This window comes from Haliscomenobacter sp., assembly GCF_033763495.1.
Lineage (GTDB): Bacteria > Bacteroidota > Bacteroidia > Chitinophagales > Saprospiraceae > Haliscomenobacter.
In genome coordinates this window covers 25,749-42,291 of sequence record NZ_JANRKL010000189.1, presented here as the reverse complement: position 1 = coordinate 42,291, position 16,543 = coordinate 25,749, and the positions used below count along the sequence as shown (strand labels likewise).

Below are 16,543 nucleotides of genomic sequence, written 5' to 3'. Positions count from 1 at the left end.
TTACATGCATCAGAAATATGTCTTGATCACTGGCACTTCATCTGGAATCGGAGCTGCCACAGTAAGGCTATTGGCTGAATCAGGTTTTACCATTTTTGCCGGAGTCAGAACCGAACTGGCATTTCAGCAATGGCAACAATACCATCATGCCCAGATCATTCCTTTGCAACTCGATGTGACTCAAAACACAGCCATCGAGGATGCATGTAAAGAAATAGCCAAAACTGTTGGAGAAAATGGTTTGTACGCCCTCATCAACAATGCGGGTAGCTGTATCGGAACAGCTACCGAGTTATTTGATGAGGCAGATGCAAAACACCTGATGGAAACCCATTTTTGGGGAATGGCTAAACTTTGTAAAGCATGTATTCCTTTATTGCGCAAATATGTACAGACTAGTGGATCAAGCGCAAGAATCATCAATATTGGCTCAGCGGGCAGCATATCATCTTTCCCCTTTATCCAATTTTACAATGCTGCCAAGTTTGCAATCTTAGGATTTACAGAATCTATTCGATTTGAGTTGGCGCCTCAAAATATTTATTGTTCGGCCATTTTGCCAGGGGCTGTAAAGACGGAAATCTGGAACCGAGCTGAGGAAAGCATCACCAATACCCTACAGCAATTGACTCCTGAAGGAGCTTTGCTGTATCATGACAATATTGTATCTGCACTGCAGCTTTCCAACAAATTGGAAAACAATGGGCTAAGCTCGAAATCAGCAGCTTTGGTTTATAAAAAAGTACTGGAAAGCCGCAAACCCAGGCTTAAATACTTTATTGGAGCTGATTCAAAGTTGATGCACTGGATGGTGCGCTTCTTGCCCGATTCCCTTCGACACGCCATCATCAATTTCCAATTGAAATTTAAAAAGACTCTATAGTTTTAATACGGCAGCGATAACTTTTTGGCGCAATGGTCCGAGGTCGTAATAGGTGCCTTTGGCTGACAAGCCCATGTTCTGCCGGTTGATGAGCATAATCACCGAAATGTTCGACTGTGGCACCACCACAATGCTGGTCCCCGTGAAGCCGGTATGGGCAAAAGTGCCTGTAGGAGCGTTTTTCATGACTGGATTAGCTGGGTCCATCATCCAACCCAAGCCGTTGTTGAATTGGTCTTTGTACAAAAATTGTTCGATGGTTTGAGCAGAAATAAATTGTCGCTCGCCAATCTTACCTTTTGCCTGAAGCATATCCACCAATTTTTGTAAATCACCCACAGTGGAAAACAAACCCGCAGCGCCCGAAATACCTCCATTGGCATACCAGGTATTGCCATCGTTTACTTCACCTTTTAGGGTATAATTGCGCCAGCCGTCCCATTGTTTGGGGTCAATTTCTTTCACCGTAAAACCAAGTGAAGGATCATAAACCATTCTTTTTTCGTAGGGATTTCCATGGGAAGTGGCGGCAATTTTGTTAAAACTCCCCTTTCTCAAAGGGTTATAAGTAGTGTGGAGCATCCCCAGTGGTTTAAATACCTGTTGATCCAGAAATTGCTCCAATGGTAGCTTGGACACCTGCTCAATGATTTGCCCAAGTAGTACAAAACCTAAATCACTGTAGCGGCGCTGCTTACCAACTGGAAAAGCGAGGGGCAGTTCTCCGATGAGTTGATAGGTCTCCTGTTTATTGGAGGCCCGGTAATACAGGGGATACCATTCCCGTAGTCCGGACGAATGGCTAAGCAAGTGCCTGATGGTGATTTGGCTTTTTTCAGCTCGGGTGAATGCAGGAACATATTTGCCCACGGGATCATCCAATCCTATTTGCTTTTGATCCACCAGCAACATAATTGCAGTAGTGGTGCCCACCACCTTGGTCAGGGACGCCAGGTCGTACAGGTGTTCCAGTGAAGTAAGCTCAGGATTGGAGAGGAGTTGATGCTGAGCATTGTATTTTTGGGAAAGTCCGTAAGCCCGCTGAAAAAGAACCTGTTTGCCCTTTTTGACCTGAATCACTGCACCTGGAATCTTGTCTCCGTTTACTTCGCTTTGCAGCAAGCTGTCCAGGGTTTTGAACTTTTTTGAGGTGCTAAGCCGGGTGGCTGATTGAGATTGGGAAAAAAATACGGATACAGGAAACAAAAAAAGGACCAATAAAAAATAATTACGCATGATGGTTCAAATTTTGAGTTTTAACAAAATCGGGCAATTTTTGTGAAAAAGAAAACAAATTTGAAGCGTCGATTGAATCAAAAATAAAAATTAAATTTACATTTATTGATAAACTATAACTATGAAACAGACAACTAACATTTTACTCATTCTGCTTGGAATGGGGTTAAGTCTATTTGCGCAAAGGGGGTTTGCGCAAGACCCAAATTTTCACATTTACCTGTGTATTGGTCAGTCCAATATGGAGGGGCCGGCAGCAATTGGCCCACAGGATACCATCAGCAATAAAAGGTTTAAATTGCTTTCAGCCATGGATTGCCCTGAATTGGGTCGAAGCATGGGCAACTGGTACGACGCGAAACCGCCCCTTTGCCGCTGCAATACCCGCCTGTCACCTGCTGATTATTTTGGCCGTACCATGATCCAGTATTTGCCGGAAAACATCAGCCTTGGTTTGGTGCACGTTGCGGTAGCGGGGAGCAAGATTGAAATATTTGACAAGGTACTGTACAAGACCTATTTGGATACTTCGGCGGCCTCCAGGCCCTGGATGATTAAAATGGCCGACGCCTATGGCGGAAACCCCTACCAACGCCTGGTTGACCTGGCTAGAATCGCTCAACAAAAAGGAGTAATCAAAGGCATTTTGTTGCACCAGGGTGAATCCAATACAGGAGATAAAACCTGGCCTACAAAAGTCAAAAAAATCTACGACGACTTGCTCGCAGACCTAAAACTCGCCCCCAATTCCATTCCCCTCCTGGCGGGTGAATTGGTGAATGCCGACCAGGGAGGACGATGCGCCAGTATGAATGAGATCATCGCCACTTTGCCCCAAACGCTCCCGCGGGCCATGGTGATTTCATCTGCTGGCCTGGAGGCTGTTCCCGATAAATTGCATTTCACCGCTGAAGCCATTCGGAGATTTGGGAGAAGATACGCCTCCCGGATGTTGTTTTCGATGGGCATAAATATTGAAGCCCAACCCACTTTTGTTTCCCCCGAAGTTTATTCCGATGGAAAAGTCAGTTTCAGGCTTTGGGCACCCAATGCCAAAGAGGTGAAGATCAATGCACAATTTGAAAAGGCTCCCGTGGCCATGCAAAGAGATGACAAAGGGCTTTGGACAGTTACCTTAGGGCCTGTAAAACCCGACATGTATCCCTATGCCTTCAATGTTGATGGTATTCAGATGGCTGACCCCAAAAACTCTGCTATTTTCCCCAATGAGGGCTTTCAGAACAGCATTTTGGAAGTTACCGGGAGTAGCCCATTGGTGCATACGCTTAAAAATGTGCCCCATGGTACGGTCTCCTACCGGTACTACAATTCGCCGGCATTGGGTATTCGCCCGGTAGTGATTTACACGCCGCCGGGTTACGAGGAAAACCCGAAAAAGAAGTACCCGGTATTGTATTTGTTGCATGGAACCACGGATACCGAAGAAACCTGGACCAAGGTTGGGCGTGCCAATATCATCCTCGACAATTTGATTGCTGAAGGTAAGGCCGAACCCATGATTATTGTGATGCCTTATGGCCGGGCGTATCCAAAAATCAGCAAATCTTCGGGCAGCCTCCGCAACTGGGATAACCTTCAGGAATTCAGACCTGACTTTTTTGATAACCTGATGCCTTTTGTGGAGAAAAACTATCGAACCAAAACCGATAAAGACAGCCGGGCAATTGCCGGGTTTTCGGGAGGCGGTGGTACCACTTTGTACTTTGGGTTAAACAACCTGGACAAATTCAGTTATGTGTGTGGATTCGCACCTGGCATGCTAGAAAACGAATTTGAGCGCAACAATGCGGGCATGTTTGCCAATCCTGAGCAGACCAACAAAATGCTCAAATTGTTTTGGATCGGGGTGGGCAAAGACGATGGCCTGTATGCAGTAAATCAGAAATACATGGAGGTATTGAAGCAAAAAAGCATCAAACACGAAGCCTTTATTTCCGATGGTGGGCATACCTGGATGAATTGCAAATTGTATCTGGCAACCATTGCTCAGAAGTTGTTCAAGTAAGGGATTGCTATAATTGAACTTCGTTTTCAATACTTCCGAATGGTAGCATATACCCTAAGAGCTTGTCTAAAAGATTGTTCTTCTTTTTCGAAGAATGCCTTTAGGGTATATGTTTTACCATTTAGATTTGATTCCATTTTTGAACAAAACACGAATAAATCTATCTTGTGTCAAGAAACCACAACGATGGAAGATCAAGTAGACACCCTCCACTGCAAGTCTTGTGCAGCACCAATTACTGGCATTTATTGTGCACAGTGTGGCCAAAAAGTGATCCAGCGTCGCTTCACCATGCGCGCAATTTTTGATGATGTGTTTAACCAGATCAGCAATGTGGATCATGGGCTGATTTACACTTTTTTGATGTTGTTTAAAAAGCCCGATCGGGTTGTATTGGATTACCTTGCTGGGAAAACGATTAAATACAGCTCTCCCTTCAAGTACCTGATCTTTTGGACGGCTGTTTCTGCCTTGATCTATATTGGATTGGGCTTTTACGATCAACAAGTGGCAGGTATGGACAACTTCATGCACTCAGCTGATGACCAAAAAGCAAGTGAATTTGGCCGTTTGTACAACGATTTGATGAAACAAAACTTTCAGCTGGTTTCCATTTTGTACATCCCTTTGTTTGCCATCTTTACCTGGTGGTTTTTCAAAAAATCTGAGTTCAACTACGCAGAACACCTGGTGGCCAATGCTTACTTCAGTGCCCAGGCTTCCATTGTGTTTATACCCGTTCTCCTGTTCAACCTGAATATTGAATTGATTTCTACCCTGAGTATGCTGATTATGATATTGTATTATACTTACGCCATTCGTATGTTATTCAAGCAAGGCTGGCTGGCTACCTTTTTTAAAGTGATTTTGATCTATCTTTTGAGTATGTTTTTGTTTGCAATTGTGGCTTCAATTGTCCTTATTCCCTATATTTTTTGGCAAAAACAATAAGGGTGTAAAGCCTGTTTGGATTGATCGTCTGGCTCATTCCCTAAGGTATTGCGCTACGAAGTTTATCAACTCATTGCCATACAAATTTTTAGCAATCACCTTTCCATCTGCGTCTAACAAAAAATTGGCGGGAATCGTTTGAATGCGCAGTGCCTCCATCAAAGGAGCGTCATCTCCCCGCAGGTGTGAAGCATGTACCCAACGGTAGGCACCATCGGCGTCAATGGCTTTTTTCCAGGCTGCTGGGCTGGCATCCAGGGCGTAAGCGATGATTTCAAAGCCAGTTTTGTGGTGTTGTTCCCACAAAGGCACCAGAAAATCACGGTTTTCGCGCCGACAAGGTGCACACCAGGAAGCCCAAATGTCCAAAAGGGTCAAACGGCGTTTGCCCACAAGTTGAGCAAGGGCGAGGGTATCTCCAGCCAGCATGGGCAGTAGCGCATCGGGTAACTTGTCTCCAATTAGCACTGGCAGGCGTTTCCGATCGCATTTTTGGCACAATTGAGCTACCCAGGGATGGCTTGGGTATTGGCTTTGCCATTTTTGACATTGGGAAAATAGAAATTCGGGGATTCGTTCGTAATCCTGATTGGTGCTCACCCAACGAATGGCTAAAAGAGCAGGCAGCAGTTGGTCGTTTTGTTGCGCGAAATCCATCAATGTTTTTTGAAAATTCAACTTTGCCCCCTCGACTTCGAGCAATTTCGCTTCCTCATGCTCATCGTCTTTATTTTTGGATAGGAACTGTTGAAAAGCGGCTCGGCGAATGTCTCTTAATTTCAGCAAGGCCACATTTTCGGGGGAAGGATTTTCGATGCTAAAACTGCTTTGGAATTGAGCGATCGAGGCACTCACTTTAAGTTTGAGCCCATTTTTCCAGACGAAGGGGCAATAATTGTCGCTGCCAGGGTTCTCATTGGTCAGTCGATTAACAAACTGCTCGCCTTTTTTTTGCACAGCCAATTCGAGTAACATCGGCTCCGGACTATCCGGGAGTTTTTCAAAAACAAAACTACCATCAGCTTTTACCTTTGCTGAATCGATAACCTGCCCCAAAAAACTGCTCGCTACCTCATCCAGGCTACGTGGTTGAATCAAAAAGAGGGTAGGAGCCCATTGATCATTTGGGGCAAAGGTGATTTTTCCGTAGATGGGTGCTTGAGCAGTGCAACTGAAAGGCTGTGCCAGCAATGTAAAAACCAAATAAACGATCCACTTCATAGTCTAAGTTCTAAAGTATTTTATTCCTGATTGACCCAATCGTAAAATTTTAAACCATTTTCCAGGCGTTCAATGGCTTTTTGAATCCGCTCCACCTTGGTTTCCATTTTTTTTGCGCCCTCGATCCAGTCAATGTAATATTTCTGGTTGCTTTCCGAAAGGGATAAAAAAAACTGATTTGCTAAAGGGGCATCCAGCAAACAAGCCAAAATATCCTCTGGAATTACAAGTGGCGAAACATCCTGAAACAAAACGACATGAACGTAGTCCCCCTCTTTTTTACCAATTTTTTTGCGGACAGTTGTGTTCAAGGGCAAAAACATCCGCTGGTCTTTCATGGGCAGCAAGTTGTACTGCTTGAGCTCGTAGGAATCAATGAACCCGCGTACCCGGATGGTGCCCCCTCGAGCTTTGTATTCAGGGGGAATACCAGGGATAATCACATAGGTCCAATTGCTCATGTCAAACCCACTTTGCGCAGCCCTTTTTTCGATTAAAAATTGATTGTCAACGAGGGGCAGAGAAGACATAGTTGATTGATTTGGAGCAAAGATAAAGATGGATTCGGATTGTGCGTTTACTCCAAAAAATTGTTACCCCAAAAAAAGGTTTTATATTTGTTTGAATGTAACTCCTGTATTTTAAAACACCTAAATTACAAGCAATGGAAATTGTATTGACCAATGCCGAGGAAGCAGGAATGCCTGAAGAAATGATCGGCCATTGTATGCAATTGCTGACCTGGCGTATTGAAAAATTGTATCCTGGCCTGCCCAAGGCCGGTGACGACCTTGATATACTCTATTCTGAAAAAGATCCCCTAATGGAAAGTGAAGAAGTGGATGACGAAGCTTATGCCATCTATTTTACCGTAGCTGAGGTGCAAGGGGAAGACCGAGAGAATGGTGTAGTGATGGTGGATTTGATTTTTTAAGCAAATGGCAATTATTAGTTTCCAAAGTCTCTCATTTTGGCCAGTTCACCAAACAAGGCTTTTTCCTGTTCAGTAAGTCTGGTCGGTAACACAACTTGATAGATGAGGTACAAATCACCGAAGGTATTGGCTTGTTTGTACACGGGAAAACCTTTGCCTTTTAATTTGACCTTGGTGCCACTTTGGGTTTCGGGTGCAACCTTTAATTTGACTTTGCCATCCAGGGTGTCGATGGTCAATTCTCCTCCTAATAAGGCGGTATACAAATCCAACTCCACAGTGGTGTACAAATTGCTGCCTTCCCTTTTGAATTGTGGATGGTCTGCAATCAAAAACGTGAGGTACAAATCACCATTGGGCCCGCCATTTGCTCCTGGAGCTCCATGCTCTGCTATTTTGATGGTTTGTTCATTTTCGACTCCAGCTGGGATGGTAAGCCGGATGTTTTTGCCATTGACCGTCAATGTTCGATGGTGGCTGTGGTACACATCGGTTAAATCGAGGTGCAACTCTGCGTGCAAATCTTGCCCTCTGAATCTGGTGTTTCGATTGCTACGACTACTCCTCATTTCGTCCCTGAACAAGTATTCAAAAAAATCTGAAAAATCGCTCCCTGCAAATTCTTCTTCGCTGAATCGCCTGCCTGATTGCCGCTGTTGGTATTGTTGACGTTCTTGTTGTCTGGCCCTTTCTATTTCATCGGCGTGTTGCCAGTCTTTCCCGTAGGCGTCGTACTTTTTCCTTTTTTCGGGGTCACTCAGTACTTCATTGGCTTCGTTGGCTTCCTTGAATTTTTTTTCGGCTTCTTTGTTGTTTGGATTCAAGTCTGGATGGTATTTTCTGGCCAGTTTGCGGTAAGCGCTTTTGATTTCGGTATCGGAAGCGGTTGGGGGGATACCTAGTATTTTGTAGTAATCGATGAATTCCATCTGGTTTGTTTTAGTTTCATCTGTTTAAGGTAGGTATTTTGGCGGGAAAATGCAAATGATTTGAAGGTGGGGAAATGATAATTGTTAGTGGGGTGGGACCATTTTCGGCTATACACCCTTTGACAGGCACTTGACATAAGGAGAAATAAATGAGATATTTAGGGCTAGCAATGATCCGTCGATTTCAAAATGTAATTATGCTAGAAAAAGCGGTTATGAAGCAAATATCCTATTCCTTTTTTCTTTTCTTTTTTTATTTTTCACCCAGTTTTGCCCAAAATCGCCATGTGGCATTTGATAGACTAGGCGTTGACCAAAAATTTACTCCTTCGTCTATTTTGTCCATTTATCAAGATAGCCAAGGTTTTATTTGGGTTGGTGGATTGGCGGGTTTGGCGAGGTTTGATGGGCACGAAGCGAAATGGTTTTATTACGAGCCCCAAGATACCTTTAGCCTCAACGACAACAGAGTACAATGTATGGCAGAGGATAAAAAAGGCAATTTATGGATAGGCACCCAGACTGGATTGAATTATTATGATCGAAAAACTGAAAAATTCTATGCCTATTTTGCTGATTCGGAAATTGATATTTCAGCTATATTGATTGATAAAACCGGAAAATTATGGTTAATTAATTCAGATACCCGCTTGTATAACTTCGATCCAGTTTTAAACCAATTACAAGAATTTGCATTACCTGGAAGGCTTCCCTCTGACGATCATTTCAATGCTTTTTATGTAGATGATTCTGGATTAATTTGGCTCGGATCTAAAAATGCGATAATTGCTTATGATCCAAAGACAAAAAAACATCAAAAAACGACACTCAACAGCAAATTAAGTGACCAATATGTCAAATCGATTGCACCTGAAAAGAAAAAAGGCCTTTGGTTGGGATTAAGTAACCACTTGGTCTATTTTGATTTTAACAGCCGAAAAACCAAGGTCTATACTTTGAATACGTCCACAGAAAGAGAGGTATATCGTAACATCATTGTACTTCCGAACAATCAACTGTGGCTTGCAGGCAGCAAGGGTTTGATTAGATTTGATCCCTATACCCAAAAAAATCATCGCTATTTGCACGACCCCAATGATGATTCGAGTATCAGTAACGATAACATTCAATGTTTGTTCAAAGACCGATCCGGGATTGCATGGGCTGGCACAGTGAAGGGCTTATTTAAATTTAACACACGGGAACAATTTACAAATATTAAAAACTATGCTTCAGGTTTAATTAACAATACCCATAAGTTAAGAACTTTTTATGAAGAATCACCAGGCCAGCTACTTTTGTGGGGAGAAAATAGATTAGAAATTTTGGATTGGAAGAAGCAAACAAGGGAGCCCTTTCCCTACCAGCCTGATTTTGATAAAGAAGATTGGCAAAGTGGTGTCATTTGTTTTTTTGAAGACAGACAACAAAGATTATGGATGGGCACCAGCGCTGGCGGAGTATTTGTTTTGGACAAAAAAAACATGACATATGAACACTTCAAAAACAATCCTCAAGATAAGTCTTCACTCAACAATAACATCATCCGAGATATTATTCAGGATAAAGAAGGGCAGATTTGGCTGGCGACATGGTACAATGGGGTGGATCGTTTTGAAGAAAAAACAAAAACTTTCAGGCATTATATTGATCAAGAAGTCCCGATTAGATTTACTAGAAACCTTTATTTAGACCGAAGCAAAAATTTATGGGTAGGGACCAGAGGGGGGAGCAACCGTTACGATTCCAAACATGATCGATTTATAAACTACAAGCATGAACCTAAAAACCCCAATAGTATGAGCGAAAGTACGGCTTTTGATATTTACGAAGGCGAAAACAACAATCTCTGGATTGGAACCTATGGTGGAGGCCTAAACAAGTTCAATCAACGCACCCAAAAATTCACCCACTATACCACCAAAAATGGGCTCATCGACAATACCGTTTTCTGCGTACTACCAGATAAAAAAGGCAACCTCTGGCTTTCTACCTTTCGAGGTATCGTGAAATTCAATCCCAAAACCGAAAAATTTACCAACTACACCCAAAAGGATGGCCTGCTCAATGATGGTTACGACGCTTTTAGTTATTACCAAAGCCCATATACTGGTCACTTGTTTTTTGAAGGACCACAAGGGCTTGACATTTTTCATCCAGATAGCATCCGGCCAGACCCAGTGGTGCCAAATGTTGTATTCACTGATTTTTTGGTGTCCAACAAAGCTGTAAGCATTAAAAAAGATGAAAAAGCGACTAGGGAAGATTACTTGCTCCCCGAATCCATATCAACCATCAAAAAAATTGTACTGCCATATCGTTTCAAAATTATTGGATTTAAATATGCTGGAACCCATTATGCCAATCCCCAAAAAAATCATTACGCTTATAAACTGGGAGGTTTTGATGAAAATTGGCAATATATTGGCAATCAAGGACAGATAACTTTTACCAACCTCAACCCAGGTAAATATACGCTTCAGGTCAAAGCATCCAATGCAGATGGTGTTTGGAATGAAAAAACATGTTCCATCCAAATCATCATTCTACCTCCCTGGTGGAGGACATGGTGGGCTTACTTACTTTATGTTATTACTTTTGTTGGGATTATACTTGGCGTATTCAGATACCAACAAGAGCGCTGGCTTTTACAAGCCCGATTGCAGATGGAACAACGCGAAGCGGAACGGCTCAAAGAATTGGATGCGGTCAAAACGAGCCTTTATACCAATATTACGCATGAATTCAGGACTCCACTTACGGTTATTCTAGGGGCAAACGACCAGATAGCTCAGGAGCCCGAGCAATGGGTGAAACCTGGCACGGAAATGATTCGACGCAATGGCAAACAATTGTTGAACCTAATCAATCAAATGCTGGATTTACGAAAGTTGGAAACAGGGAATATGCCTATCCACTGGATTCAGGGAAATATTGTGGAATACTTACGTTACCTCTTTGATTCCTTCCATTCCTTGGCAGAAAGCAAATCTATCGGGCTGCATTTTTTGGCCAAAAAAGAGGCAATTGTAATGGATTATGACTCCGAGAAAATATTGCTCATTTTGAACAACCTGCTGTCCAACGCCATTAAATTTACACCTTCTGCAGGCCAGATTTATTTACAGGTTGACCAAGTGGCTGATTTAGGCGGGGCAATAGAGATCAAATTGCGAGACACAGGTATTGGTATTACTGAGGATAATCTTCCGTATATCTTCGATCGCTTTTATCAGGTGGATGATTCTACAACCCGTGGAGCGGAAGGCACTGGAATCGGCCTTGCTCTGGTAAGAGAAATGGTTCGGCATTTACAAGGGACATTAGTTGTGGAAAGTGAACCCGGGGTAGGCACAATATTTACCATTCAATTGCCTATTCACAGGGAAGCTAAACTTGTCGAAGCATTGAATTTCCAGACATTGGATGTAGTCACCCGAAATGACGATCCCCTCCTTGTGATTGCCCCCCAAAGTGAAGAGGAAAATAAACCTTGTGTGTTGATAATTGAGGACAATGCGGATGTAGTGCATTATTTACAGGCTTGTTTGGCTAATCGCTACCAAGTACTAGTGGCAATCAACGGAGAAGAAGGTATTCAAAAGGCCATTGAAAGGGTGCCCGATGCCATCATTAGTGATGTGATGATGCCAATTAAAGATGGTTTTGCAGTGACCTCAACCTTGAAAGACCATGAGGCCACCAGCCATATTCCCATCATTTTGCTTACAGCTAAGGCGGACATTGAATCCCGGATTCAGGGTTTGCGCAGAGGAGCGGACGATTACCTGGCCAAGCCGTTTCACAAAGAAGAACTTTTGGTGCGGCTAGAGAACCTGATTGTAAACAGGGCCAAGCTGCAAAAACGTTATGCCTCCATCACCCAGATTCCTGAGCCTTCAGAGGACATTAACTTGCAAAAAGAGGATGAGTTCATCCAAAAGGTGCGAGAGGTATTGGAACAAAACTATACCGAAGCAGAATTTAAGTCGCCACAATTTCAAAGAGCGATGGGGATGGGGCGAACCCAGTTACACAACAAGCTCAAGGCACTGACCAACTTATCTACTACTGAAGTCATCAACCAGTTCCGGGTACAAAAAGGTAAAGTGCTGCTTGAGACCACGAGTATGAATGTTTCGGAAGTGGCTTATGCGGTGGGGTACAATGATCCGAAGTATTTTTCGGAAAGGTATATGGAGGAGTTTGGAGAAAGGCCTAGCCAATTGCGAAACAAGCACTGATTTTAAAGTAAAATGAATTGGAAGCTATTGATCATTTTCATTCTTGTTGATCTGACTTTTTTGCGAGAATCTCTGATCAGGGCGCAAAACCCTGTTGAGTTGGCTCATAGATTCTACACAACAGCAGAAGGACTTCCAGTAAATGTAATCGAAAAAGTAATTCAAGATAAACGTGGCTTTATATGGCTAGCTACCGAAAACGGCATTTCCAAATATGATGGATTTGAATTCACAAATTATTACCACACACCATTTTCAAATACTAAAGGGCCAAGTAGTGTAAATATCACGACTGCTTGCTTTGACAAGCAAGGAATAATGTGGATTGGGACTTTTGGTGAAGGTTTAAATCGATTTGACCCGTATAAAGAAGAATTTGAATATTTCAGAGCCTTGAATAAATCCAACAGTTTATCCAATAACTTTTTGAGCGACATTGAAGTTGATCATCAGGGAAACATTTGGATAGGAACAGAATATGGTTTAAACGAGTATAACCCCCGGTCTAAACAATTTAAAACTTATTTTTTAAGCACTAAACATGGAGATCCAAAACTGGAAGGAAAAATCACCAGTTTGTCTTTTGATCACAAAAAACGCTTATGGATTGGAACACATACGGGAGGTGTTTACCTGATGAATCAATCTGGTAAAATCAGTTTAGTTCAAAATCTAAAAGCCCCTGTATCAGATATTTTAAATTTGGAAAATGAGGAAACCTGGATACTTACACAAGGCGAAGGAACCGTAATTTTAGATACAGCTATGACTCAAAAAGAAGTGATTTCAATAAAGAGTCACTCGGATCTAAAGGATAATTACCATTTCTGTGCGACTTATATTGCTGGAAAAATTTGGCTCAGCACTAGCCTAGGCCTTAATGTTGTTGAACCAGTACAAAAAAAGATAGTCCATCAGGTTGCAAAACTTTCGAATACGGTTTTATCCTCAGTAGTAAGTATCTTTTATGATCGTTCTGGAATCGTTTGGTTGGGTACAGAAGGCCGTGGATTAATTCAATTGAAACCAAAAAAAATCACAACTGCCCATTTTTTAGGAGTAGGCACTCGAGCTTTCTTTAAGGAAAAAAATGGAGATGTATTGTTTGGTGCAGGAGAGATAGGGTTGATGAAAGTAAAGGAGAGTGAAGTAAATCGCATCAAAATAGGAGATTTTACAAATTTTGGAGTGAATTGCATTTTAAAGGATAGAAACGGCTTCTTTTGGATTGGAACAGATTTGCATGGACTCTTGAAAATACAATTTAGGAAGAATGAAGAAGCGGTTTTATTGGATGAATTGAATAAAAATAATGGTTTGACCGACAATTATATTTGGGCTTTGTATCAAGATAAATATGGTGGACTATGGGTAGGAACAAAGAACGGATTTAGTATCCTTGATTTGAAAGATAATAAGATTAACAAAATCACCAATTTTCCGTTTTTTCTTGATAACCCTTATGGCTTGTTGCACAACGAAGTTCGTTCGTTCTTACTGGATTCTCACCACAAAATGTGGATAGGTACTCGAGGTGGAGTGAACAGATTCGATTGCCCTAAAAGCACTCAACAAATTAAGCCAAGCACACTTAAAATGGAGCAATTTTTATACGATGAAAAAAGCTACAAGGGTATTAACTCTAATTCCATTTTAAGTATCATTGAAAGCAAAGATCAGAACATCTGGATTGCTACTGGAACGGGGGGGCTCAACAAATATAATCCGGTTCAGGAAAAATTTGAACACTATTTTCCCAATGAAGGCGTAGGCGTTGTGCAGGAGGATACCGAAGGTAATTTATGGTTTACCCATAATTTTGGTATTTGGATGTATAATCCCCACAACAAACGAGTGTTAAAATTTTCGCCAGAAGATGGTTTATATGATTCTGAGTATGTTGGGTTAGCTGTACACCAAGCATATGATGGAGAACTTTTTTTTGGAGGCATCAACAGCTTTGTCCGTTTTTACCCGAAAGACCTTATTTCGAAATTGAATACAGATCCACCTGGTGTTCACCTAATTGATTTTCAATTGTTAGGAAAAATGACTGAGGGCGATAGACACAACTACCATGCAGACTTAGCCCAAAATCGGATTAAGTTATCTTATAGACACAATTCTTTTGTGTTAAAATTTGTAGCCTTAGATTTTTTTGCTCCTGGGAAGACGGTTTATAAATACAGGTTAAAAGGGTACAGTGAAAATTGGATAAATACCAATGCTGCAGCACGCACCGCTACCTACACCCGCGTCCCACCCGGTCATTACACCTTTCAAGTCATCGCAGCCAACGGTGATGGAATTTGGAATAAAAAAGGAGCCACCCTCCAAATTATCATTCGTCCTCCATGGTACCGAACTTGGTGGGCGTATTCATTTTACATTTTGGTCTTTTTTGGTGTGGTAATGAGTATATTCCGTTATCAACGCGACCGTTTACGTTTACGGATTCAGTTGCAAATGGAACAACGGGAAGCAGAACGACTCAAGGAGTTGGACACCCTCAAAACCAACCTATACGCCAATATAACCCATGAATTTCGCACCCCTTTAACTGCAATTTTAGGTGCCAATGACCAAATTCGCATTGCCCCTGAAAAATGGCTGGAACCGGGCACTAGTATGATTCAGCGCAACGGCCAACAATTGCTCGATCTGATCAACCAAATGCTGGACCTGAGCAAATTAGAAACGGGTAAAATGAATAGCCACTGGATACAAGGAGACATCGTGGCCTATCTTCGCTACATTTTTGATTCGTTTCATTCTTTGGCGGCCAGCAAAGCATTGGAAATGCATTTTTTGGTTAAAAAAGAATCTGTTGTAATGGACTACGACCCAGAAAAACTGTTGCGAATCATGAACAACCTGCTGTCCAACTCCATCAAGTTTACACCTTCAAATGGTCAGATTTATTTGCAGGTGGACCAGGTGGCAGATTTAGGTGGGGCACTGGAGCTCAAATTGCGAGATACGGGTATCGGTATTGCTGAGGATAAGTTGCCGCATATTTTTGATCGCTTTTACCAGGTGGATGATTCTACAACTCGGAGAGCAGAAGGTACTGGAATTGGGCTGGCCCTGGTTCGGGAAATGATTCGCCATCTTCAAGGGACAATATCCGTGGAAAGTGAACCCGGGAAAGGCACAATTTTCACACTTCAATTGCCTATTCACCAAGAAGCTAAACTTGTAGAAGAATCGAATTTTCAAACATTGGATGTAGTGACTGGTCATGACGATAAACCACTTGTGTTTGCCTCCCCAAGTGAAAAAGAAAATAAACTGCGCGTGTTGATAATTGAAGACAATGCGGATGTGGTACATTACTTACAGGCTTGTTTGGCTGATCGTTATCAGGTTTTAGCGGCAATCAACGGAGAAGAAGGCATCCAAAAAGCCATCGCAATGGTGCCCGATGCCATCATTAGTGATGTGATGATGCCGATTAAGGATGGGTTTGCTGTAACCTCAACCTTGAAAGACGATGAGGCCACCAGCCATATTCCCATCATCTTGCTCACCGCTAAAGCAGACGTAGAATCCCGGATTCAGGGTTTGCGCAGAGGAGCGGACGATTACCTGGCCAAGCCGTTTAATAAGGAAGAGCTTTTGGTGCGGCTGGAAAACCTGATTGTAAGCAGAGCAAAACTGCAAAAACGTTATGCCTCCATCACCCAGATACCTGAGCCTTCTGAAGACATCAACTTGCAAAAAGAAGATGAGTTCATCCAAAAGGTGCGGCAGGTATTGGAACAAAACTATACCGAAGCAGAATTTAAGTCGCCACAATTTCAAAGAGCGATGGGTATGGGACGAACCCAGTTGCACAACAAACTCAAAGCGTTGACCAATTTGTCCACTACGGAGGTGATCAACCAGTTTCGGGTACAGAAGGGTAGGGGCCTGCTTGAGACTACGAGTATGAATGTATCGGAAGTGGCTTATGCAGTGGGGTACAATGACCCGAAGTATTTTTCGGAAAGGTATTTTGAGGAGTTTGGGGAACGGCCGAGTGAGATTATAAATAGAAGATAATCAATTTTTTGTAATTGTATTTTGGTGGTGTGAACAATAGTAGTGATGAAATGAACAATGGTAGCCGTCTATTTT

General features: G+C 42.4%; 10 protein-coding genes. 6 read left to right on the top strand and 4 right to left on the bottom strand.

The features are described 5' to 3' along the window. Positions 1-4 precede the first annotated feature (4 nt). Positions 5-883 (top strand): SDR family NAD(P)-dependent oxidoreductase, encoded by an 879-nt coding sequence (locus SFV55_RS21290; RefSeq protein WP_320031573.1) that lies wholly within the window; start codon positions 5-7, stop codon positions 881-883. Here SFV55_RS21290 and SFV55_RS21285 read toward each other — a convergent pair. After that, entirely contained in the window at positions 878-2,119 is a 1,242-nt protein-coding gene (locus SFV55_RS21285) for a serine hydrolase domain-containing protein (protein ID WP_320031572.1), read from the bottom strand. The genes SFV55_RS21290 and SFV55_RS21285 overlap by 6 nt on opposite strands. A gap of 121 nt (positions 2,120-2,240) precedes the next feature. Here SFV55_RS21285 and SFV55_RS21280 point away from each other — a divergent pair, with 121 nt between their 5' ends. Both SFV55_RS21280 and SFV55_RS21275 read left to right on the top strand, forming a co-directional pair. Beyond that, on the top strand, positions 2,241-4,145 hold the full coding sequence (locus tag SFV55_RS21280) for a sialate O-acetylesterase (protein WP_320031571.1): 1,905 nt from the start codon (positions 2,241-2,243) through the stop codon (positions 4,143-4,145). Positions 4,146-4,331: 186 nt separating this feature from the next. Further along, on the top strand, positions 4,332-5,096 hold the full coding sequence (locus SFV55_RS21275; RefSeq protein ID WP_320031570.1) for a DUF3667 domain-containing protein: 765 nt from the start codon (positions 4,332-4,334) through the stop codon (positions 5,094-5,096). A gap of 33 nt (positions 5,097-5,129) precedes the next feature. On the opposite strand, the gene SFV55_RS21270 is transcribed toward SFV55_RS21275, so the two are convergent. Beyond that, entirely contained in the window at positions 5,130-6,317 is a 1,188-nt protein-coding gene (locus SFV55_RS21270; protein WP_320031569.1) for a TlpA disulfide reductase family protein, read from the bottom strand. A gap of 20 nt (positions 6,318-6,337) precedes the next feature. Then, positions 6,338-6,847, bottom strand: coding sequence for a YdeI/OmpD-associated family protein (locus SFV55_RS21265; RefSeq protein ID WP_320031568.1), 510 nt, complete (start codon positions 6,845-6,847; stop codon positions 6,338-6,340). Positions 6,848-6,981: 134 nt separating this feature from the next. Between SFV55_RS21265 and SFV55_RS21260 the strand changes: the two genes are divergently transcribed. Then, positions 6,982-7,251 carry a hypothetical protein gene (locus SFV55_RS21260; RefSeq protein ID WP_320031567.1) on the top strand — a complete coding sequence of 90 codons (270 nt, stop codon included), beginning with the start codon at positions 6,982-6,984 and terminating at the stop codon, positions 7,249-7,251. Positions 7,252-7,265: 14 nt separating this feature from the next. Here SFV55_RS21260 and SFV55_RS21255 read toward each other — a convergent pair whose 3' ends face one another. Further along, positions 7,266-8,180 carry a J domain-containing protein gene (locus SFV55_RS21255; RefSeq protein WP_320031566.1) on the bottom strand — a complete coding sequence of 305 codons (915 nt, stop codon included), beginning with the start codon at positions 8,178-8,180 and terminating at the stop codon, positions 7,266-7,268. A 215-nt stretch (positions 8,181-8,395) separates the two neighbouring features. Between SFV55_RS21255 and SFV55_RS21250 the strand changes: the two genes are divergently transcribed. Beyond that, entirely contained in the window at positions 8,396-12,424 is a 4,029-nt protein-coding gene (locus SFV55_RS21250) for a two-component regulator propeller domain-containing protein (RefSeq protein WP_320031565.1), read from the top strand. A gap of 12 nt (positions 12,425-12,436) precedes the next feature. Continuing rightward, entirely contained in the window at positions 12,437-16,468 is a 4,032-nt protein-coding gene (locus tag SFV55_RS21245) for a two-component regulator propeller domain-containing protein (RefSeq protein WP_320031564.1), read from the top strand. Positions 16,469-16,543 lie beyond the last annotated feature (75 nt).

What these genes read in the sequence shown, in the direction of transcription:
- SFV55_RS21270 (WP_320031569.1), bottom strand. Translation starts at nt 6,317, where the DNA reads ATGAAGTGGATCGTTTATTTGGTTTTTACATTGCTGGCACAGCCTTTC.
- SFV55_RS21245 (WP_320031564.1), top strand. Translation starts at nt 12,437, where the DNA reads ATGAATTGGAAGCTATTGATCATTTTCATTCTTGTTGATCTGACTTTT.
- SFV55_RS21280 (WP_320031571.1), top strand. Translation starts at nt 2,241, where the DNA reads ATGAAACAGACAACTAACATTTTACTCATTCTGCTTGGAATGGGGTTA.
- SFV55_RS21275 (WP_320031570.1), top strand. Translation starts at nt 4,332, where the DNA reads ATGGAAGATCAAGTAGACACCCTCCACTGCAAGTCTTGTGCAGCACCA.
- SFV55_RS21260 (WP_320031567.1), top strand. Translation starts at nt 6,982, where the DNA reads ATGGAAATTGTATTGACCAATGCCGAGGAAGCAGGAATGCCTGAAGAA.
- SFV55_RS21250 (WP_320031565.1), top strand. Translation starts at nt 8,396, where the DNA reads ATGAAGCAAATATCCTATTCCTTTTTTCTTTTCTTTTTTTATTTTTCA.
- SFV55_RS21285 (WP_320031572.1), bottom strand. Translation starts at nt 2,119, where the DNA reads ATGCGTAATTATTTTTTATTGGTCCTTTTTTTGTTTCCTGTATCCGTA.
- SFV55_RS21255 (WP_320031566.1), bottom strand. Translation starts at nt 8,180, where the DNA reads ATGGAATTCATCGATTACTACAAAATACTAGGTATCCCCCCAACCGCT.
- SFV55_RS21290 (WP_320031573.1), top strand. Translation starts at nt 5, where the DNA reads ATGCATCAGAAATATGTCTTGATCACTGGCACTTCATCTGGAATCGGA.
- SFV55_RS21265 (WP_320031568.1), bottom strand. Translation starts at nt 6,847, where the DNA reads ATGTCTTCTCTGCCCCTCGTTGACAATCAATTTTTAATCGAAAAAAGG.